The following is a 25,364-nucleotide window of genomic DNA, read 5'->3' as shown; positions in this document are numbered from 1 at the left end:
TCCTTGAAAAGCTATCGCTGATCCCTATGTTAGCGATAGTTAAATATATCGGAGCAACACCATGCGTCAAGATAAACTCACCACCAAACTCCAGGAAGCCCTGTCGGACTCGCAGAGTCTGGCCGTGGGCAATGACAACCAATACATCGAACCGCTGCACCTGCTGACGGCCCTGCTGAACCAGGACGACGGCAGCGCGCGGTCGCTGATGCAACGCGCCGGCGTCAACGTCGGCAGCCTGACCAAGTCGCTGGCGGCCGCTATGGAGCGCCTGCCGAAAGTCTCCGGCACCGATGGCAACGTGCAAGCCAGCCGCGAGCTGGTAGGCGTACTCAACCTGGCCGACAAGGAAGCGCAGAAGCGCGCCGACCAGTTCATCACCAGCGAAATGGTGCTGCTGGCCCTGACGGAAGACAAGTCGGACGCCGGCACGCTGGCGCGCGAGAGTGGCCTGAGCCGCAAGTCGCTGGAAACCGCGATCGACGCCGTGCGCGGCGGCGCCAAGGTGGACAACGCCGACGCCGAAGGCCAGCGCGAAGCCCTGAAAAAATACACGCTGGACCTGACCGAACGCGCCCGCAAGGGCAAGCTCGATCCTGTGATCGGCCGCGACGATGAAATCCGCCGCGCCATCCAGGTGCTGCAACGCCGTTCCAAGAACAATCCAGTGCTGATCGGCGAACCGGGCGTAGGCAAGACCGCCATCGTCGAAGGCCTGGCGCAGCGCATCATCAACAACGAAGTGCCGGATTCGCTCAAGGGCAAACGCGTGCTGGCGCTGGACATGGCCGCGCTGGTGGCGGGCGCCAAGTATCGCGGCGAGTTCGAGGAACGCCTGAAATCCGTGCTGAAGGAACTGGCCATGGATGAAGGCCAGACCATCGTCTTCATCGACGAGATGCACACCATGGTCGGCGCCGGCAAGGCCGATGGCGCAATGGACGCGGGCAATATGCTGAAACCGGCGCTGGCGCGCGGCGAGCTGCATTGCGTCGGCGCCACCACGCTGGACGAGTACCGCAAATACATCGAGAAAGATCCGGCGCTGGAGCGCCGCTTCCAGAAGATCCTGGTCGATGAACCAAGCGTGGAAGACACCATCGCCATCCTGCGTGGCTTGCAGGACAAGTACGAGCTGCACCACCAGGTCGCCATTTCGGACGCGGCGATTATCGCGGCGGCTGAGCTGTCGCACCGCTACATCACCGACCGCTTCCTGCCGGACAAGGCAATCGACCTGATCGATGAAGCGGCGGCCAAGATCAAGATCGAGATCGATTCCAAGCCGGAAGTGATGGACAAGCTGGAACGCCGCCTGATCCAGCTGAAAATCGAGAAGGAAGCCGTCAAGAAGGAGAAGGACGACGGTTCGCGCAAGCGTCTGGAGCTGATCGACGAGGAAATCGTGCGCCTGACGCGCGAGCTGAACGACTTCGAGGAAATCCTCAAGGCGGAAAAAGCCGTGGTGCAGGGCAGTACCCACATCAAGGAAGAGATCGAACGCATCAAGCTGCAGATGGAGCAGGCCACGCGTGAGAGCAACTGGCAGCGCGTCTCGGAGCTGCAATACGGCCGCCTGCCGCAGCTGGAAGCGGAACTGAAGCAGGCCGAGGCGGCTTCGGCCAACGGCGTGTCGTTGGAAAAGAACACGCCGCCGAAACAACGTCTGCTGCGCACCGAAGTGGGTGCCGAAGAGATCGCCGAAGTGGTGTCGCGCGCGACCGGCATTCCAGTGTCGCGCATGATGCAGGGCGAGCGCGACAAGCTGCTGCACATCGAAGAGAAGCTGCACGAGCGCGTGGTGGGCCAGGACGAGGCGATCAATGCGGTGGCCGACGCCATCCGCCGTTCGCGCGCCGGCCTGTCGGACCCGAATCGTCCGTATGGTTCGTTCATGTTCCTCGGACCTACGGGCGTCGGCAAGACCGAGCTGACCAAGGCGCTGGCCGGCTTCCTGTTCGATACGGAAGAATCGCTGATCCGCATCGACATGAGCGAGTTCATGGAGAAGCATTCGGTGGCCCGCCTGATCGGCGCGCCGCCGGGCTATGTCGGCTACGACGAAGGCGGCTACCTGACCGAAGCGGTGCGCCGCAAGCCGTACAGCGTGATCCTGCTCGACGAGGTGGAGAAGGCCCATCCGGACGTGTTCAACGTGCTGTTGCAGGCGCTGGACGATGGCCGCATGACCGACGGCCAGGGCCGCACGGTGGACTTCAAGAACACGGTGATCATCATGACCTCGAACCTGGGTTCGCATAAGATCCAGTCGATGGAGGATTCCGATCCTGGCGTGATCAAGCTGGCGGTGATGGCCGAGGTGCGCTCGCACTTCCGTCCGGAGTTCATCAACCGGATCGATGAGATTGTTGTGTTCCACGGTCTGGATGAGAAGAACATCGGCGCGATTGCGCGGATTCAGCTGGCCATCCTGGAGCGTCGTCTGGCCAAGATGGAGATGACCTTGCAGGTGACCGACGCGGCGCTGCACAAGATTGCCGAGGCGGGCTACGATCCGGTGTATGGCGCGCGGCCACTGAAACGGGCGATCCAGCAGGAGATCGAAAATCCGCTGTCCAAGCTGATTCTGCAAGGACGCTTCGGCCCGACCGACACCATCCACGTGGATGTGAACAACGGCGAGCTGACGTTCCGGTAATCCCTTACGAGCGGACGATGCGATTGCGGCCGTCGCGTTTGGCGCAGTACAGCGCGTCGTCCGCCCGCTTCAGCACTTCTTCGTAGGACAGGTCGCCCGCTGTCATCTCGCTCAGGCCGCCGCTGATGGTGGCGCCGGCCTGTTCGGCGATGCGCTGGCGCAGCCTTTCCGTGATCGGCAGCGCTTGTTCGCTGTCGGTGTGCGGCATCAGCACGACAAATTCATCCCCTCCCAGCCGCGCCGGAAAATCGGTGGCGCGCAACTCCCTCCGGCAGACATCGGCAGTGGCCGCGATGGTCCTGTCGCCGGCCAGATGGCCTTGGCCGTCGTTGATGCTCTTGAAGTGGTCGATATCGAAAATCAGCACCGAGGCCGGCGTCTTGTAGCGGGCGAACAGTTCGAAATGCTCGGTCAGGCTGCTCATCAGCTTGCGGCGGTTGGGCAGGTTGCTGAGTGAATCGGTCTCGCTCTGCATGCGCAGCAGCGCTTCCAGTTTCTTACTTGCGGTGATATTGCTGGCGACCCACAGCACCGCTTCTTCTTCCAGCACCTGATAGCCCAGCGTCTGCACGCGGCCTTCAAACCAGATCAGTTCTTCCGGGCCGTCGGTGCCGATGCCTTTGACGTCGTCCCGCCCCAGCGCGTATTCCACCACATGCAAACCCTGCGAGGCCAGCGCGATAGCGACCTGCGCCTGGAACCAGGCGGCTTTTTCCGGATGCAGCACGTCGTCCAGGGTCTTGCCGACCAGGCCGCTACCGTCGTGGTAGTAGCGGCTATCGGTACCGCCGAATACAGCGGCGTAGCGGCCGCTACGGGTGAGGATGAATGCCGGGTCCGGCAGCGCCGACAGCAGGGCCGCGATCTGTTCGTTCGAGAAGAGAGACAGGTCCGCCATTCGATAGGTTTTTTCTAATTGATTGGTTTCCACTAATGTACCGTACTTTTGTCCAAGCACAGCTTATCGGCAGAAAATAGGAAAACTTAACGAACGGTCATTATTGTTGTTATTTAAAAAATGCTGACGGCGAGCAGCCGAAGGTTTTGCGAAACATGGCCGAGAAGGCGGACTGGCTGGCGTAGCCCAGTTCGGCCGCCACCTGCGACAGCGGCATGCCGTTGGCGATCAGCGGCGCCGCGTGCGCCAGCCGCGCTTGCTGGCGCCATTGCGCGAAGCCCATGCCCAGTTCGCGCTCGAACAGGCGGGCGAGGGTACGTTCGGAGGCGCCGACCTGGCCGGCCCAGTCGGCCAAAGTGCGTTCCGCGCCGGGATCGGCGATCAGCGCCTCGCACAGCGTTTTCAGGCGCTTGTCGGTGGGCAGCGGCACGCGCACCGGCTGCACCGCGCAGCGCGGGATTTCGTCCAGGATCATTTCCATCAGCAGGTGTTCGCGTGGCGATTGCTCGTTGCGGTCGTGCTGTTCCAGCGCCGTCAGCAGTTCGCGCAGCAGGCTGGACAACTCCAGCACCTTGCATTCGTTGCCGGCGAACGGCGCGCGGCCGGCGTACACGGACATCGGCCGCAAGTGGGTATTTTCCAGCACGGTGACACCATGCACCACGCCGGGCGGAATCCAGACGGCGCGCTGCTGCGGCACGATCCAGCTGCTGTGGTTGGCTTCGACCCGCATTACGCCTTGCAACGCGTAGGTGAACTGGCCCCAGCTGTGGTGGTGCGGCAGCAGTACGGCGGCCGCTTGCAGATCGCGTCCGGACATCGTCAGCGGCCGCTCGGCGCTGGGCGTGTCGCTGTGCCAGTCGAAGCGGGTATGGTTGACGATGGGAATAGGCATGGCAGAAAAGCGATAAAGGTTGTCGCTCTATCTTAAATCAGACTGACGCAAATTGCTTACACTTTGGCAAAATATCCAGGGGAGAGCAGTATGAACGACAAGACCTTGCTGCGGCAGGACGCCCGCGTGATCGGGCTGGTAGGGCTGGCGCACGGCACTTCGCATTTTTATCACGTGATTCTGGCGGCGCTAATTCCGTGGCTGAAGCCCGAGTTCGGTCTCAGCTATTCAGAGCTGGGGCTGCTGATGACGGTGTTTTTCGTGGTGTCCGGCGTGGGGCAGGCGATGGCAGGCTTCGTGGTCGACCGGCTCGGCGCGCGCACCGTGCTGTTCAGCGGGATTGCGCTGCTGGGCGTGTCGGCGGTGATGCTGTCGAGCGCGCACAGCTATCCGCAAATGATGCTGGGCGCCTTGCTGGCCGGCTGCGGCAACAGTGTATTCCATCCGGCCGATTACACACTGCTGAACCAGCGCGTGTCCAAGGCGCGGCTGGCGCATGGCTTCTCGGTGCACGGCATCAGCGGCAATATCGGCTGGGCGCTATCGCCGCTGTTCCTGACGTTTGTGGCGGGCCGCAGCGACTGGCGCACTGCGTTGCTGAGCGCCGCGCTGTTGCCGTTGATGGTGCTGGCGCTGCTGGTCTGGAACCGCCACGCGCTGCGTCCCGAGCCGGCCGCGATTCCGTTGGCCGGCGTGGCTGGCGCCAAGGCCGGACCTGCCAACGCCGACGCCAGCGCCTTCGGCTTCCTCAAACTGAAAGTGGTGTGGCTGTGCTTCGCCTTCTTCCTGATCTCCGCCGTGGCGCTGGCCGGCATCCAGACCTTTGCCGCCACCAGCCTGGTCAGCCTGTACGGCATGTCGCTGGGCACGGCTACCTCGGCCTACACCTGCTTCATGTTCGCGTCGGCGGCAGGCATGGCGTATGGCGGTTTCCTCGGCGCCGGCAGCCGCAACCATGACCGTATCATCATGATCGCCTTCGGCACGGCGGCGCTGCTAGCGCTGGTTCTGGCGGCGGCTGTGGTGCCGGCGTGGCTGGCGGTAGGGCTGATGGGCGCGATCGGCCTGGTGACCGGTATCTCCGGCCCATCGCGTGACCTGATGATACGCGCTGCGGCGCCGGCCAACGCCACCGGCCGCGTGTTCGGCGTGGTGTACTCTGGCCTGGACAGCGGCCTGGCGCTGGGGCCGCTGCTGTTCGGCGCGCTGATGGATGCGCACCATCCGGCCGGCGTGTTCGTGTTCATCGGCATCTTCCAGGCGCTGGTGATCCTGACGGCGGTGGGTGTCGGCAGCAACACGCGCGTGGTGGCGACGCCGAAAACCGCATAGAATCAAAGCATTTTAACGATGCAAGGAACCGCCATGAGTTTTGCCACCACCGATTTGTGCGACGACCACGCCAACCTGCTGGAAGACGGGCGTCTGAACGTGCTGCCGCCGGTGTTCAAGCACTACGGCCAGCGGGTACGCTTTTGCGGCCGCGTGGTGACGCTGAAGGTGCATGAAGACAACGCCATGGTGCGCGCCATGCTGGAAACGCCGGGCGACGGCAATGTGCTGGTGGTGGACGGCGGCGGCAGCCTGCGGCGGGCGCTGGTCGGCGGTCAGCTGGGTTTGCTGGCGCAGGACAACGGCTGGTCCGGCATCATCGTTGACGGTTGCATCCGCGATACCGAGGAAATCAACGCCTGCGACATCGGCGTGCGCGCGCTGGCGGCGCATCCGCAAAAAAGCAGCAAGAAGGGCGTGGGCGAACGCAATGTGCGGGTGCAGATCGCCGGCGTGCCGGTCAATCCGGGTGACTGGATTTATGCCGATGCCGACGGCGTGCTGATTGCGCAGCAAAAGCTGGCTTGAGGAAAAGAAGCCGCAGCGGCACCGTCGCTGCGGCTTGGCCTTGCTTAAGGCTGCTGGTGTTTCTGCAGATGGCTGCGCAGGCGTTGCTGGAATTCGTCGACATCATCGACCGTGGTCAGGTCATCGTCGACTTCGATCATATGGGTGGCGTGGCCCGGCGCGAACGACACCGTGGCCTCCACACCATCTTTCTTCTCCGTCAGGTTATGCCCCTGGACGGCGCCCAGCACGTTGCCGTGCACGTCAGTTACGATGGTCATCTTCATGACATCCCCCGCCTTGCAGGTTGTGGAAGCAGCCGCCGACGCCCTGGTTGTGGATGGTGACGAAGTACGTGGCGTTGCCATTGTTGTCCTTGGCCTTGCGCTGCTGGTCGGCCAGGTGGACGGCGCCCTGGTTGGGCGTTTTGACGTCTGCCGACGCAAACTGGGTGCCGCGGTCGCCGCCGTAGGTATAACTCCAGGTGACGGCTTGGCCGGGCGCCAGGAAGGTCAGCGGCCCTACATTATTGAAAGCCATAATCTCCTCCATGAAATATGCTGCGCCAACGGATGCCGACGCAGCAGTTCCATCTTAGTCAGCCAGCATGCAGGCGCTTTGATGCAAACGATATGCGGGCTTTTTTTGGTTGCCGGCGCGATCTGAGGGATAATGTCGGATTGAATCAATCAGGATCACCAGCTTATGTTCTCTTACCGCCATGCCTTTCACGCGGGTAACCACGCCGACGTGCTCAAGCACTTCATCACCATCCAGTTGCTGCAGTACCTGAATCAGAAAGATGTGGCCTACAGCTACATCGACACCCATTCGGGCGCCGGCGTCTACGAGCTGGACGGCGCGTTCGCATCCAAGAATGCTGAGTACGACACCGGCATCGGCCCGCTGTGGAACCTGACGGACATGCCGGCGCCGGTCAAGGAGTACGTTGACCTGGTGCGCGGCATGAACCCGAGCGGCAAGATGCGCTACTACCCGGGCTCGCCATACGTGGCCGACAAGGTGGCGCGCGAGCAGGACCGCCTGCGCCTGTTCGAGCTGCACCCCGCCGACTCCAAGCTGCTGGCGGATAACTTCCGCAAGCTGGACGAGCATGCTGCGCAGCAGGGTATTCGCTCGACCGTGCGCGGCAAGCGCGTGCTGGTCACGCGTGGCGATGGTTTCGCCGCACTGAAAGCGCTGCTGCCGCCGCCGTCGCGCCGCGCGCTGGTGCTGATCGATCCGCCGTATGAAGACAAGCAGGACTACAAAAAGACCAAGGACGTGCTGGCCGAAGCGCTGGGCCGCTTCCCGACCGGGACCTACGCGGTCTGGTATCCGCTGCTGCAACGGATGGAATCGCGCCAGTTCGCCGACAAGCTCAAGCAGCTACCGGCCGCGCAATGGCTGAACGTGGTGTTGACGATCAAGACGCCGATGCCGGACGGGATTGGCGGCCTGCACAGCAGCGGCATGTTCATCCTGAACCCGCCGTACACGCTGGAACCGATGCTCAAGGAAGTCATGCCGTGGCTGGTGAAAGCGCTGGGCCAGGACGCCGGCGCGCGCTTTACGCTGGAGACGGGCACGCAGACGACGGGTACGCGCAACACTAGCGAGCGCCGCCCGCCTATCCGCCAGAAAAATATTGTAAAGAGTACATAATTAGGTATAGGCTGGGGACAAGCAGATTGACACTGGGAGCTCCCCATGATGTTAGCTTCGCCGGCCTCACCGAAATTAGCGGATAATTTCTTCCTCGCGCGCCAGCCTATCCTCAACCGGGGACAGCGGCTGGTGGCGTATGAGCTGCTGTTCCGCGACGCCGGCTCCTACAACGGCGCGCACGTCACCGACGATATCCAGGCCACCGCAACCGTCATCGCCCACGCATCCGAGCTGGGCATGGGGCAGGTGGTGGGCGACCAGATGGCGTTCGTGAACGTCGACGCGGTCGGGCTGATGAGCGACTTCATTCGCTTTCTGCCGAACGACAAAGTCATCCTCGAACTCCTGGAAACCGTCAAAGCCACGCCGGAAGTGCTGGCGCGCGTGCGCGAACTGAAGGAGGCCGGCTTCAGGTTTGCACTGGACGATGTGATCGGTCACACGGAGGATGTGCAGAAACTGACGCCGCTGTGCGACGTGATCAAGGTCGATATCAAGGATATGCAGCCCGGCACCTTGCCGGCGCTGGCGCGGGTGCTGAAGAATCCCAAGCAGAAGCTGCTGGCTGAGAAGGTCGAGACCGTCGAAGAGTTCCAGCAGTGCATGGACCTCGGCTTCGAATACTTCCAGGGCTATTACTTTGCGCGGCCGGTGATTTTGAGCGGCAAGAAGATCTCGCCCTCGCAGATGAGCGTGCTGCATCTGCTGGAATTGCTGGACAAGGACGCCAGCAGCGCCGAGATCGAACGTAGCGTCAAACATGACGCGCTGATCACGCTGAACCTGCTGCGACTGGTGAACACGCCGGCGGTCGGCGCGCGGCAGCGCATCAACTCGGTCAGCCATGCGCTAATGGTGCTGGGGCGGCGCCAGCTGCGGCGCTGGTTGCAGATCCTGCTGTACGTGAAGAATGGCGGCACGCAGGAATTCACCTCACCGTTGCTGCAACTGGCCACCACGCGCGGCAAGACGATGGAATTGATGGTGGAGCACCGGCAGCCGGGCCAGCGGGTCAGCGCCGACATCGGCTTCACGGTGGGGGTGATGTCGCTGATGGACACCTTGTTCTCGATCCACATGCACGACGTGCTGGAAAGCGTCAACGTGCTGGACGACGTGCGCGGCGCCTTGCTGCACCGCGCCGGCGACTACGGCAGCATGCTGAGCCTGATCGAACACCTCGAAAGCGGCCGCGACGGCCGTGTGCTGGCGCAGATGCTGCATCAGCTCAGCCTGCGGCCATCCGACCTCTACTCCATCCAGCTGGCCGCCATCGAGTGGGTCACTGACTACACCCGCAACATTTAAAATTTCGGGTTTGACCCCGGTTTTACTCGTAGCGCAAGGCTTCGGCCGGATTGGCGCGGGTGGCCCACCAGCTCGGATACAGCGTGGACAGGAAAGACAGCACGACCGCCACGCCCACCACGCCGGTCACATCGCTCCACAACAGCTGCGACGGCACCGAGGTGATGAAGTAGATATTCTTGTCGAGCAGCTGGATGCCCAGCAGGTGTTCGATGCCGCTGGCGATTTGCGGCAGGTTCCACGCGATCAGGATGCCCAGCGTGGCGCCGGCCGCCACGCCCATCAGGCCCGACAGCAAACCCTGCACCATGAAGATCTTCATGATCGACGCCGGGCGCGCACCCAGCGTGCGCAAAATGGCGATGTCGGCGCGCTTGTCGGTCACCGACATCACCAGCATCGCCACCACGTTGAACGCGGCCACGGCCACGATCAGCGTCAGGATGATGAACATCATGTGCTTCTGGCTCTGCACGGCGGCAAACCAGGTGGAATTGCGCTGGGTCCAGTCGCGCACCAGGTAGTTGCCGCTGAGGTTGTTCTTCAGTTCGTGCGCGATCTGCGGCGCCTGGTTGGCGTCGGTGATGCGCAGGCGCAGGCCCATCGGCGCGGTCAGGTGCAGAATGTCTTCCGCATCCTGCATGTGAATGAAGGCCATGCCGGAGTCGAATTCAAAATGCCCGACTTCAAACGTGCCCGCCACTGTGAAGCGGTAGGTCTGCGGCATCAGGTTGTTGACGGTCGACTGCTGCGACGGCATCGCCAGCACGATGTGGTCGCCTGCCTTGACGTGCAGCGCCTTGGCCAGTTCCGAGCCCAGCACGATCTGCTTGGCGCCCGCTTTCAGCAGGTCCAGCGCGGCGGCGTTCTTGCCTTGCATGAAGTCGGCGACCTGGGCTTCCTGTGCCGGCAGGATGCCGCGCAGCAGCGCCGGTTTCATGCTGTCTTCCTGCAGCAGCATGCCCGGCAGTTCGACGAAGGGGGCGGCGCCCTTGACCGCCGGATTGCGTTCGGCGTCGCGCGCGGTCGCTTGCCAGTCCGTCAGGATGCCGCGCGCATCAAACACTTCGATGTGCGACAGGATCGAGATCATGCGCGCGCCGACGTCGCGCTGGAAGCCGTTCATCACCGACAGTACGACGATCAGCGCCGCTACGCCAAGGCCGACGCCGGCAATCGACACCAGCGACATGAAGGAGATGTAGCTGTTACGGCCACTGCGGCGGCCGGCACGGATGTAGCGCAGGCCGATCAGCCATTCATAAGGCGTCGTCATCTTATTGCCCCAGCAGCAGGAATACGGTCGGCTTCTTGTGGAAGTCCGGCGCCGGCGCGGTTTTCCACTGCGCCGCCGTCATGGTGCGGATGGTTTCGGAGGGCAGACTCAGATCGGTCGCCACGCACACCAGCGTGACCGGCGCGCAGGCCGCCACCAGCGCTTCCAGCATGGCGGCGTTGCGGTACGGGGTTTCGATGAAGAGCTGAGTTTGCTTTTCCTTGCGCGAGCGCAGTTCCAGTTCCTTGATGCGCTTGTCACGCTGGGCAGCATCGGTGGGCAGGTAGCCGTTGAAGGCGAAGCTCTGGCCGTTCAGGCCGCTCGCCATGACGGCCAGCAGCAGCGACGACGGCCCGACCAGCGGCCGCACCGGGATCTTGTGCTGATGCGCCAGCCGCACCAGGTCGGCACCGGGATCGGCCACAGCCGGCACGCCGGCTTCCGACACCAGGCCGCCATCCTGGCCCGCCAGCAGCGGCGCCAGCAGGTCGGTCAGTGCGGCGGCTGGGGTGTTGACGTTGAGTTCGGCGATTTTGATTTCCTGCATCGGCTTGCACAGCGGATGCTGGGCGCCGACCAGTTTGAGAAAAGCGCGTGCGGTCTTGGCGTTTTCCGCCACGAAGTAGTCGAGCTGCGAGGTGATGCGCTGGACCTGTTCAGGCAGCACATTGGCGAGCGCTTCGGTCTCGCCCAGGGTGTTCGGGATTAAAAAGAGGGTGCCGGTCATATTATTGTTGGAAGAAGGTGATGCCAATATTGCGCAGCATGCCTGTCAGCGCGATTAATGGCAAGCCGGTGAGGGCGGTCGGGTCGTTGCTGTCGATGCGTTCGAGGATGGCGATGCCCAGCGCCTCGTTCTTGGCGCTGCCGGCGCAGTCGTAGGGTTGCTCGATGCGCAGATAGGCGTCCAGCTCGGCATCCGGCAGGTCGCGGAACTGGACCACGGTCTGGATGTCTTGCAGCTGGTGGCTGCCGTCGCGGCCGTCCCATACGCACAGCGCGGTGTGGAAGACGACCTCGCGGCCGCGCATTTTCTGCAATTGCGCCAGCGCGTTGGCGTGGTTGCCCGGCTTGCCGATCTGTTCGTCATCCAGCGTGGCAACCTGGTCGGAGCCGATGACGATGGCGCCCGGCATCCTGGCGGCCACGGCGGCGGCTTTTTCCAGCGCCAGCCGCAGCGCGGTGGCGCTTGGCATCTCGCCCGGCTGCGGGGACTCGTCGATGGCCGGCACGGCCACCTCGAACGGCAGTTGCAGGCGCGATAATAATTCTTTGCGGTAGGCGGAGCTGGAAGCCAGTACGAGTAAACTTGATGTCATGAGGGGAATGTTATATGCTCTGTCGCCGGCGCTGGAAGCGACAATAATGTCGCAAAAATCGCTAAGGCTTTGACTTAATGTCGAAAACCCTGCTATTATCGCAGGTTTTCCGGGGAACCTCTGTAATGAATGCTCTTGTGATCGACACCTTTGAATTCTGTCGGACCAACAGCAGCAGGGATGGCGTGACCCCCGTTGCGGAAATGACCCGTCTGGCCAAGGAATGTGCGGATCCGTCCGGCGAGATCGCCTGGCAGGCAGTCGGCAGTACCCATAAACTGGGCTTTCCGCAGATGACGCTGTCGGTCAACGGCACCGTGCAACTGATTTGCCAGCGCTGCCTGCAGCCTTACGCTCACCACCTCGATTCGTCGACCGTGCTGATGCTGGGTAAGGACGATGAACAGGCGGACGAAATTGAAGCGACGATAGACGACGAATCGATCGACGTCATTGTTGGAAGTCGCAACATGGAGCTGATGTACCTGGTGGAAGACGAAGCGTTGCTGGCCTTGCCACAATCGTCACGTCACGATGTCTGCCCGGATTCCAGCCTGTTGGACAAAGCGAAAAGCGAGAAGATCTCGCCCTTCGATGCTCTGAAGAGCCTCAAACCCGAATAAGTAGTTAGAAGTTGAAGAAACTTCGTAGTAAAGAACGTGTCAGAACGCGTGCAAATCGAGTCTTGGCAAGTTAGCAGTGCAATGTAGTAGGGCTCGATTCGCATGTTGTATGCTGATCGATTGTGTTAGAATTTTAGAACTTATGTATTAGGAGTCATTAACATGGCAGTTCAACAGAACAAAAAATCCCCATCGAAGCGCGGTATGCACCGTTCGCACGATTTCCTGGTTGCTCCACAACTGGCAATCGAGCCAACCACCGGTGAAACCCACCTGCGTCACCACATCAGCCCTAACGGCTTCTACCGTGGTCGCAAAGTCCTGAAAACCAAAAACGACGAGTAATCGACGCTTTTGCTGGACCTGGAAATAGGCGGTGCTGACTTGCGTAGCATCGCTTTTTCTTTTTTAATCGGCTGCAATTTGGTTTTGCACACCGTCATGTTCCAACGCGGAGTCCGGAAGTCGCGGTCCCGCTGCTTGCCATAACAATGACAATCAAAATTTCTATCGACTGCATGGGTGGCGATCACGGCCCTCAGTCACTATCCCCGCAGCTGTTTCCTTCGTTAAACGTGAGCCTGATGCCGAGCTGATCCTTGTCGGTCTCGAAGACGTCATCCGCGCCGAACTGAAGAAACACCATGCCGACGCCCACCCGCGTCTGAGTGTGGTGCACGCCTCCGAACAAGTTACCATGGACGATCCTCTGGAAGTGGCCCTGCGCCGCAAGAAGGATTCGTCGATGCGCGTCGCCATCGAGCAAGTCAAAGCCGGCAACGCCCAGGCCTCCGTCTCGGCCGGCAATACCGGCGCGCTGATGGCGGTCGCCCGTTATGTGCTGAAGACCATGAGCGGCGTCGATCGCCCGGCCATCTGCAGCATCATGCCCAATCAAAAGGGCGGCCCGACCTATATGCTGGACCTGGGCGCCAACGTCGATTGCGAACCGCATCACCTGCACCAGTTCGCCATCATGGGGTCGGTGCTGGTGTCGTCGATGGAAAACATCGCCCGCCCGACCATCGGCCTGCTGAACGTCGGCACCGAGGACATCAAGGGCAACGACGTGGTCAAGGCCACCAGCAAGCTGCTGCAAGCCGACCACGAGCGTGGCGCGTTGAACTTCCACGGCAACGTCGAAGGCAACGATATCTTCAAGGGCACGACCGACCTGGTGGTGTGCGACGGCTTTACCGGCAACGTCACACTGAAGGCAGTGGAGGGCGTGGCCCGCTTCTTTGCCGATACCGTCAAATCGGAATTCACCCGCAACCCGCTGACCATGCTGAGCGCATTGATCGGTCGCGGCGCGCTGAACAATATTAAAAAACGCCTGTCCCCGTCGCGTTACAACGGCGCCAGCCTGCTGGGCCTGCGCGGCCTGGTCTTCAAGAGCCATGGCGGCGCCGACGCATATTCCTTTGAATGGGCGATCAAGCGGGCGTATGATGCTGCAAAAAATGACGTGTTGCCGCACATTTCGACCCTGATCGCCGAGCTGATGCCGCGTAACACCGAAACACCGGAAGTACCCAGCTCAACTATTTAGTGGACGGTAAAACGGCATGACTTTGTATAGCAAAATTCTCGGCACCGGCAGCTACCTGCCGGCCAAGCGGGTGACCAACCAGGAATTGGCTGATCAACTCGCTGCCAAAGGCATCGAAACCTCGGACGAGTGGATCGTCAGCCGCAGCGGCATCGCGGCGCGTCACTTTGCCGCAGCGGATGAGAAATCGTCCGACCTGGCAGTCAAGGCCGCCAACAACGCGCTGGACATGGCTGGTTTGCAGCCCAACGATATCGACCTGATCATCGTGGCCAGCTCGACGCCGGATTTCTTCGGCAGCTTCCCCAGCACCGCCTGCATCGTGCAGCAGAAACTGGGCATCACCAACCACGGCGCCGCCGTCGACGTGCAGGCTGTCTGCAGCGGCTTCGTCTATGCGCTGTCCACCGCCGATGCGTTCATCCGCGCCGGCGTGCACAAGAACGTGCTGGTGATCGGCTCGGAAGTGTTCTCCCGTATTCTCGATTTTAACGACCGCACCACCTGCGTGCTGTTCGGCGATGGCGCCGGCGCTGTCGTGCTGAGCGCATCGGACCAGCCGGGCATCCTGTCGACCGCGCTGCATGCGGACGGCAGCCATTCCGACATCCTGTGCATGCCGCATAGTTTTGGCGGCGCTACCGCCGGCGAAGCCTACCTGTACATGGATGGCCCGGCAGTATTCAAGCTGGCTGTCTCGGTGCTGGCCAAAGTGGCCGACGAGGCGCTGGAAAAAGCCAAGATGCAAGCGGAAGAAATTGACTGGCTGATCCCTCACCAGGCCAATCTGCGCATCATGAGCAGCACCGCCAAAAAGCTGGGCCTGCCAATGGACAAAATGGTGGTCACAGTGGATCAGCACGGCAATACCTCGGCTGCATCGATTCCGCTGGCGCTGGACGCCGCGGTGCGCGATGGTCGCGTCAAGCGTGGTCAGAACCTGATGCTGGAAGGTGTCGGCGGTGGCTTCACCTGGGGCGCTGTTCTGCTACGTTTTTGACCTGAATTAGAATTAGAGTTCTAACGGACTCAACGGTAGCAGCGCTGTCATGTTTCGATGATAGCTTTGCTGCCAATAATAAAAGAGATGGATGGAAGTCATGACTAAATTTGCTTTTGTATTCCCAGGCCAAGGTTCGCAAGCGATTGCGATGCTGGACGGCTTTGCCGGTAATCCGGTCGTTGCACAGACCGTCGCCGAAGCGTCGGAAGCGCTCGGCTTCGACCTCGGCAAACTGATCGCCGAAGGCCCGAAAGAAGAACTGGACCTGACCACCAACACCCAGCCGGTGATGCTGACCGCTGCGGTCGCCACTTACCGCGCCTGGATCGCGGCCGGCGGCCCGGTGCCGTCGGTGGTGGCCGGCCACAGCCTGGGCGAATACTCGGCGCTGGTGGCGGCCGGCGTGATCTCGTTCAAGGACGCGGTGCCGCTGGTGCGCTTCCGTGCGCAAGCCATGCAGGAAGCGGTGCCGGTCGGTCAGGGCACCATGGCCGTGGTGCTGGGCTTGTCGGATGACGATGTCCGTGCCGCTTGCGCCGAAGCCGCCGCCGCTGGTGGCGTGGTCGAGGCCGTCAACTTCAACGCGCCGGCGCAGGTCGTCATCGCGGGCGATACCGCCGCCGTTGAGCGCGCCTGCGAGATCGCCAAGGGCAAGGGCGCCAAGCGCGCCATGAAACTGCCGGTGTCGGCGCCGTTCCACTCGTCGCTGCTGAAGCCGGCGTCGGACCGCCTGCGCGACTACCTGGCCAACATTACCTTCGCTGCGCCGCAGATCGAACTGATCAACAACGTCGACGTCGCCGTGCTGAACGATCCGGCCGCGATCAAGGACGCGCTGGTGCGCCAGGCCGCCGCGCCGGTGCGCTGGGTGGAAACCGTGCAGAAGATCGCCGCCGACGGCGTCACCAAGGTGGTCGAGTGCGGTCCGGGCAAAGTGCTGATGGGGCTGACCAAGCGCATCGACGCCAATCTGGTGGGCGACGCGATTTATGATCAAGCCACGCTGGACCGCGTGTTGAGCGAACTCAAATAATCGTTTGCGGTTTCAGGCACACTCCGTATTTACTGTAGAAGGACTTCCATGACTTTAGCAAATCAAGTCGCCCTGGTAACGGGCGCATCGCGTGGCATCGGCAAGGCGATTGCCCAGGAACTGGCGCGCCAGGGCGCGAAAGTGATCGGTACCGCCACCACCGAAGCCGGCGCGGAAGCGATTTCCGCTTACCTGGCCGAGATCGGCGCGGAAGCCGGCAAGGGTATGGTGCTGAACGTTACCAACGCCGAAGCGTGCTCGGCTATCATCGACGACATCAGCAAGACCTATGGCGCGGTCGGCATCCTGGTCAACAACGCCGGCATCACCCAGGACCAGCTGGCCATGCGCATGAAGGATGAAGAGTGGGATAACGTCATCGCCACCAACCTGACCTCGGTCGGCCGCCTGTCGCGCGGCGTGCTGCGCGGCATGATGAAGGCCAAGAACGGCCGCATCATCAACATCACCTCGGTGGTGGCGTCGACCGGCAATCCGGGCCAGATCAACTACGCCGCCGCCAAGGCCGGCGTGGAAGGCATGACGCGCGCGCTGGCGCGTGAAATCGGCAGCCGCAACATCACCGTCAACAGTGTGGCGCCGGGCTTCATCGATACCGATATGACCAAGGCCCTGGGCGACGAACAGCACGCCGCCTTGCTGACCCAGATTCCGCTGGCGCGCCTCGGCAAGCCGGAGGATATCGCCGCGGCCGTCGCCTTCCTGGCGTCGCCGCAAGCCGCTTATATTACCGGCACCACGTTGCACGTGAATGGCGGTATGTACGTAAACTGATGAGAATGGGCACAATTTAAAAGCCCTTTCAAATCTTTTAGTAGTAATTTCGGTATATTTAGCAGCACTCACCGAAATTAGTTTTTCAGTGCGCAAACCTGATAAAATGCGCGCTTTCCGTAACAAACAAATGGAGCCATAACATGTCGGATATCGAACAACGCGTTAAGAAAATCGTCGCTGAACAACTGGGCGTCGCCGAAGCAGACATCAAAACCGAATCGTCGTTCGTTGACGATCTGGGCGCTGACTCGCTGGACACCGTTGAACTGGTGATGGCCCTGGAAGACGAGTTCGAAATGGAAATCCCTGACGAACAAGCAGAGAAAATCACCACCGTGCAGCAAGCGATCGACTACGCTACCGCTCACGTCAAGGCGTAATTTCTGCCCGATCGACTTTAGGAGAATCGCTTGAGAGGTTCTAAAAACCGTCGTGTTGTCATTACCGGCCTGGGCGCCGTGACTCCGATTGGCAATAACATTGCCGATACGTGGGCCGCAGCCGTCGAGGGTAAATCCGGTATTGCCACCATCACCAAGTTTGACGCAACAGCTTTCAGCACCCGCTTTGCCGGTGAAGTCAAAGGCTTCAACATCGAGGATTATATTTCCGCGAAAGAAGCCCGCCACATGGATACCTTCATCCATTACGGCATGGCGGCCGGCATCCAGGCTGTGCAAGACTCGGGCGTGGTTGTCACCGAAGAAAACGCCGACCGTATCGGCGTGATCGTCGGTTCCGGTATCGGCGGTCTGCCGATGATCGAAGAGCAAAAGGAAGATTACGACAAGCGCGGTCCGCGCCGTATCTCGCCGTTCTTCGTGCCGGCCTCGATCATTAATATGATCTCGGGCAACCTGTCGATCAAGTACGGCATGCGTGGTCCTAACCTGTCGATCGTGACGGCTTGCACCACCGGCCTGCATTGCATCGGCGCCGCCGCGCGCATGATTGAGTACGGCGATGCCGACGTCATGGTGGCGGGTGGCGCTGAATCGACCGTGTCGCCGCTGGGCCTGGGCGGTTTCGCCTCGGCCAAGGCGCTGTCGTCCCGCAACGACGATCCGGCCACCGCTTCCCGTCCATGGGATGCGGACCGCGACGGCTTTGTGCTGGGCGAAGGTGCGGGCGTGATGGTGCTCGAGGAGTACGAACACGCCAAGGCGCGCGGCGCCAAGATCTATGCGGAAGTGCTCGGCTTTGGCATGAGCGCGGATGCGTATCACATGACTTCGCCTCTGGAAGATGGCAGCGGTGGCAGTAAGTCGGCGCAAGCCGCGCTGCGCGACGCCGGCATCAATCCGGACCAGGTGCAGTATGTGAATGCGCACGGCACCTCGACGCCGCAAGGCGACGTGGCGGAAGTGCAGGGCATCAAGCGCACTTTCGGCGACCACGCCAAAAAGCTGGTGGTCAATTCGACCAAGTCGATGACCGGCCACTTGCTGGGCGGCGCGGGCGGTCTGGAGTCGGTGTTTACGGTGCTGGCAGTACACCATCAGGTGTCGCCGCCCACCATCAACATCTTCAACCAGGATCCGGCATGCGACCTGGACTTTGTTGCCAACACGGCGCGCGACATGAAGATCGAGTATGCAGTCAAAAACTCGTTCGGCTTCGGCGGCACCAACGGCAGCCTGGTCTTCGGTAAAGTGTAAAAAAAGTTTGAACCAATTCTCGTCTCGTCCTGTCCAATCAGGGTGAGCGAGAATTCGGCGCCGGCACTCGCCGGCGCCTGAATTGCCCGGCCTTGCGGCCGGCGCTTCCACGAAGTATCCCCCAATTTTTATTCATGTGTTTGTGGTGCTGCCGTCATGTCGGTCGCGGTGTCTGTCATCGTTCGCCCCTCGCGCGGCTTGCGCATTGCGCATGCCGGCCTGTGCTGTTGCGTGATGGCGTCCGCCGCCGCCTGCCCCGGCGTGGTGGCGCCGCTGTTGTGCCTGTTGGCCGGCATCGTCGCCTGGCTGGGCGGACGCCCGCCGGCTATTGCACGCCAGCTTGATATATCCGGTGTCGGCCAATTGCGGCTGGCGGTATACCAGCACAACGGCAGCGCGCTGCGCCTGCTGGGCGGCTCGACCTTATGGCCGCGCTTGCTGTTGCTGCGGCTCGTGGCTGCGGACGGCAAGGTGCAGGTACTGGCGGTGCTGCCGGACAGCGTGGCGCCGCAGCAGTGGCGCGCGTTGGCGCTGGCGTGCCGCGCGGCGGCGCGCACCGAAATAAACACACCGGCAGTGTGAACTTCTTGCAGCGGGCTAACTCTATAGCATATGACTATACGAATCGGCTGCGCTGCAGGCCATCGAGGAATGCAGGAGTGACGACAGAACGCGAGTGTGACCAATTGCTGGTCGAGCGGGTCCGCGATGGCGACAAGCAGGCGTTTGACATGCTGGTGGCGAAGTACCAACGCCGGCTGATGCGCTTGCTGTCGCGTATCGTGCACGACCCGGCCGAGGCAGAGGACGTGGTGCAGGAAACCTTTATCAAGGCGTACCGGGCGTTGCGGCATTTCCGCGGCGATTCGGCTTTCTACACCTGGCTGTACCGCATCGGCATCAATACCGCCAAGAACCACCTGGCGACGCAGGGGCGGCGCACGCTCACGTCTGCCGATGCCGATCATGAACATGCCGAAGGATTTAACGATGGCGAGCATTTGCGCGACATCAATACGCCAGAGTCCATGCTGGCCAGCAAACAGATCGCCCAGACCGTCAATGCGGCCATGGACGCGTTGCCGGTGGACTTGCGTACCGCGATCGCCCTGCGCGAGATCGAAGGGCTGAGCTATGAAGAAATTTCCGACATCATGGCCTGTCCGATCGGCACCGTGCGCAGTCGCATCTTCCGCGCCCGCGAAGTCATCGCCGAAAAATTGCGGCCCCTGCTGGATATGCCGGTTGACAAGCGCTGGTAAGGCAGGAATGATGATGTTATTCGGCAACTTGAGATGGCGGGATAGCTATGGACACCGACAAAAAACTGCGTGAACATATCTCGGCACTGGCTGACGGCGCCTTGCCGGACAGCGAACGCGAGCTGGCCCTGGCCGCACTGGACACCAGCGCCGGACAGGCCGCCTGGCGCGCCTATCACCTGACCGGCGACGTGCTGCGCAGCACGCCCGGCGGCGAGCTCAGCGACGGCTTCAGCGCCCGTCTGGCGGCGCGGCTGGCGGCCGAGGCGCCATATCAGCCCGCGCCGGCCGCTCTTGAAGATATGCCCGCCGCCATCATTTTCCCCTAAGCCTGATCCCCTTATAATCTTGTGGCGCATACGGTGGAGCGAGTTTTCGCTTACCATGTGCTAGGCTCATGTCGCGCTTGCATACTGACTTTTGAAGAAGAGACCGATACTCCATGAAAAATAACTTCTCTGCTGGTGGTAAAACGCTGTCCGCGCTGGTGCTTGGCGCAAGCTTGTGGATGTCCCTGGGCCTGTCGCCCGCTACGGCGGCCACGCCGGTGACCGGCGCCGTCATCGGCCTGCCGAACTTTGCCGACCTGGTCGACAGCGTCGGCCCGGCGGTGGTCAATATCCGCACCACCGAGCGTCTGAAACAGGGCAAGGGCGCCGCCGGCCTGGGCGACGACGATGTGCAGGAGCTGCTGCGCCGCTTCTTTGGCGGCGCCATTCCGCCGGGCGCGGTGCCGAACGGCCGTTCGCCGCGCCGCCAGGCGCCGTCCGACGAGCCGGTACAGCGCGGCGTTGGTTCCGGCTTCATTCTGTCTGCGGACGGCTATGTGATGACCAACGCGCACGTGGTCGATGGCGCCGACGAAGTATTCGTCACGCTGACCGACAAGCGCGAATTCAAGGCCAAGGTGCTGGGCGCGGACGCCAGCACCGATGTCGCCGTCTTGAAGATTGAGGGCGAGAAACTGCCGTTCCTGCAAATGGGCGACTCCGACAAAATCCGCGCCGGCGAGTGGGTGATCGCCATCGGCTCGCCGTTCAACCTGGAAAACACGGTGACTGCCGGCATCATCTCGGCCAAGTCGCGTGACACCGGCGAATACCTGGCGTTGATCCAGAGCGATGTGGCGGTCAATCCGGGCAACTCCGGTGGACCGCTGATCAATATGCGCGGCGAGGTGATCGGGATTAACTCGCAGATCGCCACGCTGTCGGGCGGCTATAACGGCATTTCCTTCGCGGTGCCGATCAACGAAGCAATGCGCGTCTCCGAGCAGCTGAAGAAAAACGGCAAGGTCACGCGCGGCCGCATCGGCGTGCAGATCGGCGAAGTCAGCAAGGAAGTGGCGGAGTCGCTGGGCCTGAAGAACGCGCAGGGCGCCGAGGTGGCGCTGGTGGAGCCGGGCGGTCCTGCCGACAAGGCCGGCGTCAAGGCCGGCGACATCATTCTGAAATTTAACGGCACGACGGTGAACAAGTCGTCCGACCTGCCGCGCCTGGTGGGCGACAGCCCGCTCGGTGTCAAGGGTTCGGTCACCGTGTGGCGCAAAGGCGCCGAGCTGACGCTGCCGGTGACGGTGGTTGAGCTGGACGCCGACAAGGGCGGCAAAACGGCCAAGGGCAAAGGCGCCAAGCCGGCGCCGGAAGTGGCCAAGGCCAACGCGCTGGGCCTGAAGGTGATCGACCTGAACGCCGAGCAGAAGAAAGAGCTGGGTGTGGACGGCGGCGTGCTGGTGGATTCGGTGGAGGGTGTGGCGGCCAGTGCCCAGTTGGAAGAGGGCGACGTGCTGCTGCAGCTGAATAACACCGAAATCAAGAGCGCCAAGCAGTTCAACGAGATGGTAGCCAAGCTGGATCCGAAGAAGGCGTCGGTGGTGCTGGTGCGGCGCGATGATGCGACCCGCTTCATCTCGCTGCGTCCAAGCGCGAAGTAAAGGCGTGCCGCGCCACCGGTCATCGGCCGGCGGCGCGGCGGTTCAACATGCATTTCACCCTGTATTCGCGCAGTTATTGCCATTTATGCCAGGACATGCTGGACGCGCTGATGCGCCTCCAGCCGCCAGGTCAGACGTTTACCGTCGACGTCATCGACATCGACCAGTCCGATGACCCGGTCTTGCTGGCCAAATACGACGAACTGGTGCCGGTGCTGTTCGCCGATCTGGCCCAGCCGGCGCTGTGCCACTACTTCCTGGACGAGGCCCAGGTCCATAAAGTGCTAAAAACCTAAGCTAAGTGCATGCCCCATGGCATAAATCGGGCTTTCCACTCTGAAATCCGGTAAAATGCCCGGGTAAAGTATATTTCCACAAGGCGCTCGCCAGGGCTTCGCCCCGTTCGGAGCGCTTTTTTGTATTGTGGGCTCGTCGTGTCAAACCCGTTTTTGAATATTTGTTAATGAACAACATACGCAACTTCTCCATCATCGCCCACATCGACCACGGCAAATCGACGCTGGCTGACCGCATCATTCAGCTGTGCGGCGGCCTGTCCGACCGCGAGATGGAGGCGCAAGTGCTCGATTCGATGGATCTGGAACGCGAGCGCGGCATTACCATCAAGGCGCAAACCGCCGCCCTGCAATACAAAGCCCGTGACGGCATCGTCTACAACCTGAACCTGATCGATACGCCCGGCCACGTCGACTTCTCGTACGAAGTGTCGCGTTCGCTGTCGGCGTGCGAAGGCGCGCTGCTGGTGGTGGACGCCTCGCAGGGCGTGGAAGCCCAGACCGTGGCCAACTGCTACACCGCGCTCGACCTCGGTGTGGAAGTGGTGCCGGTGCTGAACAAGATCGACTTGCCGAACGCCGATCCGCCGAACGCCATCCAGGAAATCGAAGACGTGATCGGCATCGAAGCCGGCGACGCCGTGCAGTGCTCGGCCAAGACCGGCCTGGGCGTGGAAGACGTGCTGGAATCGATCATCGCCAAAGTGCCGCCACCGAAGGGTGATCCGGCCGCACCGCTGCAGGCGCTGATCGTCGACTCGTGGTACGACGCCTATGTGGGCGTGGTGATGCTGGTGCGCGTGGTCAACGGCACGCTGAAACCGAAAGAAAAAATCAAGCTGATGGCGACCGACTCGCTGCAACTGGTGGAAGACGTCGGCGTGTTCTCGCCGCGCTCGTTCTCGCTGCCGCAGCTGTCGGCCGGCCAGGTCGGCTTCGTCATCGCCGGCATCAAGGAACTGAAGGCCGCCAAGGTGGGCGACACCATCACCCACGCGCTGCATGGCGCCGCCGCGCCGTTGCCAGGCTTCAAGGAAGTGCAGCCACAGGTGTTCGCCGGTCTGTTCCCGGTTGAAGCCAACCAGTACGACGCGCTGCGCGACTCGCTGGAAAAACTGAAACTGAACGACGCCGCGCTGATGTACGAGCCGGAAGTGTCGCAGGCGCTGGGCTTCGGCTTCCGCTGCGGCTTCCTCGGCCTGCTGCACATGGAGATCGTGCAGGAACGTCTCGAACGCGAGTTCGACATGGACCTGATCACCACCGCGCCAACCGTGGTCTACGAGGTTGAGCTGCGTGATGGTTCCGTCATCAAGGTCGACAATCCGTCGCGCATGCCGGACACCACCAAGATCAACGAGATCCGCGAGCCTATCGTTACCGTCAACCTGTACATGCCGCAAGAGTACGTCGGCTCGGTGATTACGCTGTGTATCGGCAAGCGTGGCGTGCAGATGGACATGAGCTACCACGGCCGCCAGGTCAAGCTGGTCTACGAAATGCCAATGGGCGAGATCGTGCTGGACTTCTTCGACAAGCTGAAGTCGACCTCGCGCGGCTACGCGTCGATGGACTACGAGTTCAAGGAATACCGCACCGCCGACGTGGTCAAGGTTGACATGCTGATCAACGGCGAGAAGGTCGATGCGCTGGCGATCATCGTTCACCGCTCGAATTCGGCTTACCGCGGTCGCCAGGTCGCGGCGAAAATGCGCGAACTGATCCCGCGCCAGATGTTCGACGTGGCGATTCAGGCCGCCATCGGTGTCAACGTCATCTCGCGTGAAAACGTCAAGGCCTTGCGCAAGAACGTGCTGGCCAAGTGCTACGGCGGCGACGTCAGCCGTAAGAAGAAACTGCTGGAGAAGCAGAAGGCCGGTAAAAAACGCATGAAGCAAGTGGGCTCGGTGGAGATTCCACAAGAAGCATTCCTGGCAATCTTACAAGTGGACGAGAAATGAGCCTGCAAGTCATTTTAGGGAACTTTGCATTAATCCTGTTCGTGCTGATGGTGATCACCGGCGTGATCTGGTGTCTGGACGTGTTTTACCTGGCCAAGCAGCGCCGCGCTGCCGCCGATCGCGCGCTGGCCGAGTACGACGCGCGCAACGCCAGGGCCACCGCCGATGGCATCAAGCTGGACAACCAGGGCAAGCGCGCCGAAATGGAAGCCGGCATCCTTCGCCAGCCGACCTGGATCGAATACTCGGGCAGCTTCTTCCCGGTGATCGCGCTGGTGTTCTGCCTGCGTTCGTTCCTGTATGAGCCGTTCAAGATTCCATCGTCGTCGATGGTGCCGACCCTGCTGGTGGGCGATCTGATCCTGGTGAACAAGTTCACCTACGGCATCCGTCTGCCGGTGCTGAACAAGAAAATCATCCAGATCAACGACCCGCAGCGCGGCGACGTGATGGTGTTCAAATATCCGATGGACATGAGCCAGGATTACATCAAACGCGTGATCGGCGTGCCGGGTGATAAAATCACGTATGAAAACAAGCGCTTAACCGTCAATGGCGTGGAAGTGAAGTACACCGCGCTGGACGATTACCTGGAAGACGAAAAGCTTGTGTATAACAAGCAGTTCGAGGAAAACCTGAGCGGCGTCAGCCATCGGATCCTGAACAACGCCGCGGCGCCGACCTACAATCGCGATAATGTGCTGCCGTTCCCGCATAATGATGCCTGCACCTACCGCTATGAAGGCTTTACCTGCACAGTTCCAGCAGGCAACTACTTCATGATGGGCGACAACCGCGACAACAGTGCGGACAGCCGTTACTGGGGCTTTGTGCCGGATAAGAACATTGTCGGTAAGGCATTCTTTGTCTGGATGAACCTGGGTAATCTGCGCCGTATCGGTGGCATCCATTAAAAGGGACTAAGATGCACAAACGACAGCAGGGGATTTCGCTGGTAGGGTTGATCGTGGTGCTGGCGGCGCTGGGCTTCGTGCTGATGCTGGGCCTGAAGATTGTGCCGACCTACATGGAATACCGCGCGATCAAGAACGCCATCGCCACCGCCAAGGCCACCGGCGGCGGCGTGATCGAGATCCAGAAGTCGTTTGACGCCAGCGCCACTGCCGGCTACATCAGTTCGATCAGCAGCCGTGACCTGATCATTGAAAAAAACAATGGCGAGACCGATATCAGTTTCGCCTACGAGAAGAAAATCCCGCTGGTCGGACCGGCCAGCTTGCTGCTTGAGTATGAAGGCACCACCGCCAAAAGTGGCGCCACACCCGCGAAAACCGAATAAAGAACCGATCACATAATGAATCTCCAGTTATTGCAAACTCGTTTAGGCTACACGTTCCAGGATGCTGGTCTTCTGCAGCAGGC

The 25,364-nt window shown here is 61.4% G+C and carries 27 protein-coding genes and 1 pseudogene; 21 read left to right on the top strand and 7 right to left on the bottom strand.

The features are described 5' to 3' along the window. Positions 1–61: 61 nt before the first annotated feature. Positions 62–2,659: an ATP-dependent chaperone ClpB gene (gene clpB / locus HH213_RS00470; RefSeq protein WP_169110082.1), complete on the top strand. Its 2,598-nt coding sequence runs from the start codon at positions 62–64 to the stop codon at positions 2,657–2,659. Positions 2,660–2,663: 4 nt separating this feature from the next. On the opposite strand, the gene HH213_RS00465 is transcribed toward clpB, so the two are convergent. Together HH213_RS00465 and HH213_RS00460 are read right to left on the bottom strand one after the other, a co-directional pair. Then, a complete protein-coding gene (locus tag HH213_RS00465; RefSeq protein ID WP_169110080.1) occupies positions 2,664–3,557 on the bottom strand; it encodes a GGDEF domain-containing protein in 894 nt (297 codons plus the stop codon). A 109-nt stretch (positions 3,558–3,666) separates the two neighbouring features. Beyond that, on the bottom strand, positions 3,667–4,452 hold the full coding sequence (locus HH213_RS00460; protein ID WP_169110078.1) for a helix-turn-helix transcriptional regulator: 786 nt from the start codon (positions 4,450–4,452) through the stop codon (positions 3,667–3,669). 90 nt (positions 4,453–4,542) lie between these two features. Here HH213_RS00460 and HH213_RS00455 point away from each other — a divergent pair, with 90 nt between their 5' ends. Continuing rightward, positions 4,543–5,784: an MFS transporter gene (locus HH213_RS00455; protein ID WP_169110075.1), complete on the top strand. Its 1,242-nt coding sequence runs from the start codon at positions 4,543–4,545 to the stop codon at positions 5,782–5,784. 33 nt (positions 5,785–5,817) lie between these two features. Next, entirely contained in the window at positions 5,818–6,312 is a 495-nt protein-coding gene (rraA, locus tag HH213_RS00450) for a ribonuclease E activity regulator RraA (RefSeq protein ID WP_110848744.1), read from the top strand. Between the two features lie 44 nt (positions 6,313–6,356). On the opposite strand, the gene HH213_RS00445 is transcribed toward rraA, so the two are convergent. Together HH213_RS00445 and HH213_RS00440 are read right to left on the bottom strand one after the other, a co-directional pair. After that, positions 6,357–6,572, bottom strand: coding sequence for a hypothetical protein (locus HH213_RS00445; protein WP_229263236.1), 216 nt, complete (start codon positions 6,570–6,572; stop codon positions 6,357–6,359). Then, the gene (locus HH213_RS00440; RefSeq protein ID WP_169110073.1) at positions 6,556–6,831 is read right to left on the bottom strand and encodes a hypothetical protein; all 276 of its coding nucleotides are present in this window, start codon (positions 6,829–6,831) and stop codon (positions 6,556–6,558) included. Before HH213_RS00440 ends, HH213_RS00445 begins: the two co-directional genes overlap by 17 nt. Positions 6,832–6,996: 165 nt before the next feature. On the opposite strand from HH213_RS00440, the gene HH213_RS00435 reads away from it, so the two are divergent. Together HH213_RS00435 and HH213_RS00430 are read left to right on the top strand one after the other, a co-directional pair. Further along, positions 6,997–7,956, top strand: a complete 960-nt coding sequence (locus tag HH213_RS00435; RefSeq protein WP_110848742.1) for a 23S rRNA (adenine(2030)-N(6))-methyltransferase RlmJ — start codon at positions 6,997–6,999, stop codon at positions 7,954–7,956. A gap of 45 nt (positions 7,957–8,001) precedes the next feature. Further along, positions 8,002–9,267, top strand: a complete 1,266-nt coding sequence (locus HH213_RS00430; protein WP_169110071.1) for an EAL and HDOD domain-containing protein — start codon at positions 8,002–8,004, stop codon at positions 9,265–9,267. A 22-nt stretch (positions 9,268–9,289) separates the two neighbouring features. Here HH213_RS00430 and HH213_RS00425 read toward each other — a convergent pair whose 3' ends face one another. The 3 genes from HH213_RS00425 to HH213_RS00415 are packed head-to-tail and all read right to left on the bottom strand — an operon-like array spanning position 9,290 to position 11,862. Beyond that, positions 9,290–10,543: a lipoprotein-releasing ABC transporter permease subunit gene (locus HH213_RS00425; protein ID WP_169110069.1), complete on the bottom strand. Its 1,254-nt coding sequence runs from the start codon at positions 10,541–10,543 to the stop codon at positions 9,290–9,292. A gap of 1 nt (position 10,544) precedes the next feature. Next, positions 10,545–11,270: an SAM-dependent methyltransferase gene (locus HH213_RS00420; protein ID WP_169110067.1), complete on the bottom strand. Its 726-nt coding sequence runs from the start codon at positions 11,268–11,270 to the stop codon at positions 10,545–10,547. 1 nt (position 11,271) lies between these two features. Further along, on the bottom strand, positions 11,272–11,862 hold the full coding sequence (locus HH213_RS00415) for a Maf-like protein (protein WP_169110065.1): 591 nt from the start codon (positions 11,860–11,862) through the stop codon (positions 11,272–11,274). 77 nt (positions 11,863–11,939) lie between these two features. Between HH213_RS00415 and HH213_RS00410 the strand changes: the two genes are divergently transcribed. From HH213_RS00410 to HH213_RS00335, 16 genes and pseudogenes are all read left to right on the top strand, one after another. Further along, positions 11,940–12,485, top strand: coding sequence for a YceD family protein (locus HH213_RS00410; RefSeq protein ID WP_308494521.1), 546 nt, complete (start codon positions 11,940–11,942; stop codon positions 12,483–12,485). 162 nt (positions 12,486–12,647) lie between these two features. Further along, positions 12,648–12,830, top strand: a complete 183-nt coding sequence (gene rpmF / locus HH213_RS00405; RefSeq protein WP_072783806.1) for a 50S ribosomal protein L32 — start codon at positions 12,648–12,650, stop codon at positions 12,828–12,830. A gap of 146 nt (positions 12,831–12,976) precedes the next feature. Then, positions 12,977–14,037 (top strand): annotated as a pseudogene (plsX, locus tag HH213_RS00400) (phosphate acyltransferase PlsX). Between the two features lie 16 nt (positions 14,038–14,053). Further along, complete coding sequence (locus HH213_RS00395; protein ID WP_308494520.1) at positions 14,054–15,037, top strand: beta-ketoacyl-ACP synthase III; 984 nt, start codon at positions 14,054–14,056, stop codon at positions 15,035–15,037. Positions 15,038–15,137: 100 nt separating this feature from the next. Next, positions 15,138–16,073, top strand: coding sequence for an ACP S-malonyltransferase (gene fabD / locus HH213_RS00390; RefSeq protein WP_169110063.1), 936 nt, complete (start codon positions 15,138–15,140; stop codon positions 16,071–16,073). Between the two features lie 48 nt (positions 16,074–16,121). Further along, the gene (gene fabG, locus HH213_RS00385; protein ID WP_110848734.1) at positions 16,122–16,868 is read left to right on the top strand and encodes a 3-oxoacyl-ACP reductase FabG; all 747 of its coding nucleotides are present in this window, start codon (positions 16,122–16,124) and stop codon (positions 16,866–16,868) included. Between the two features lie 143 nt (positions 16,869–17,011). Beyond that, the gene (gene acpP / locus HH213_RS00380) at positions 17,012–17,251 is read left to right on the top strand and encodes an acyl carrier protein (protein ID WP_055936274.1); all 240 of its coding nucleotides are present in this window, start codon (positions 17,012–17,014) and stop codon (positions 17,249–17,251) included. 30 nt (positions 17,252–17,281) lie between these two features. Beyond that, entirely contained in the window at positions 17,282–18,529 is a 1,248-nt protein-coding gene (gene fabF, locus HH213_RS00375) for a beta-ketoacyl-ACP synthase II (RefSeq protein WP_110848733.1), read from the top strand. Positions 18,530–18,685: 156 nt separating this feature from the next. Then, entirely contained in the window at positions 18,686–19,111 is a 426-nt protein-coding gene (locus HH213_RS00370; RefSeq protein WP_169110061.1) for a protein YgfX, read from the top strand. Between the two features lie 77 nt (positions 19,112–19,188). Then, positions 19,189–19,791 carry an RNA polymerase sigma factor RpoE gene (gene rpoE / locus HH213_RS00365; protein WP_110848731.1) on the top strand — a complete coding sequence of 201 codons (603 nt, stop codon included), beginning with the start codon at positions 19,189–19,191 and terminating at the stop codon, positions 19,789–19,791. A gap of 47 nt (positions 19,792–19,838) precedes the next feature. Beyond that, a complete protein-coding gene (locus HH213_RS00360; protein ID WP_169110059.1) occupies positions 19,839–20,120 on the top strand; it encodes a sigma-E factor negative regulatory protein in 282 nt (93 codons plus the stop codon). A gap of 113 nt (positions 20,121–20,233) precedes the next feature. Beyond that, on the top strand, positions 20,234–21,724 hold the full coding sequence (locus HH213_RS00355) for a Do family serine endopeptidase (protein WP_371875691.1): 1,491 nt from the start codon (positions 20,234–20,236) through the stop codon (positions 21,722–21,724). Positions 21,725–21,771: 47 nt separating this feature from the next. After that, entirely contained in the window at positions 21,772–22,020 is a 249-nt protein-coding gene (locus tag HH213_RS00350) for a glutaredoxin family protein (RefSeq protein WP_110848729.1), read from the top strand. Positions 22,021–22,187: 167 nt separating this feature from the next. Then, positions 22,188–23,981, top strand: a complete 1,794-nt coding sequence (gene lepA / locus HH213_RS00345) for a translation elongation factor 4 (RefSeq protein WP_161056473.1) — start codon at positions 22,188–22,190, stop codon at positions 23,979–23,981. After that, complete coding sequence (gene lepB / locus HH213_RS00340; protein WP_110848727.1) at positions 23,978–24,895, top strand: signal peptidase I; 918 nt, start codon at positions 23,978–23,980, stop codon at positions 24,893–24,895. Before lepA ends, lepB begins: the two co-directional genes overlap by 4 nt. An 11-nt stretch (positions 24,896–24,906) precedes the next feature. Beyond that, positions 24,907–25,281, top strand: a complete 375-nt coding sequence (locus tag HH213_RS00335) for a DUF4845 domain-containing protein (RefSeq protein WP_169110057.1) — start codon at positions 24,907–24,909, stop codon at positions 25,279–25,281. The last annotated feature ends 83 nt before the right edge of the window (positions 25,282–25,364 follow it).

The organism is Duganella dendranthematis (assembly GCF_012849375.1).
GTDB lineage: Bacteria > Pseudomonadota > Gammaproteobacteria > Burkholderiales > Burkholderiaceae_D > Rugamonas > Rugamonas dendranthematis.
Note: the sequence above shows the minus strand (reverse complement) of the source record. Positions and strands in the feature narration are given on the sequence as shown.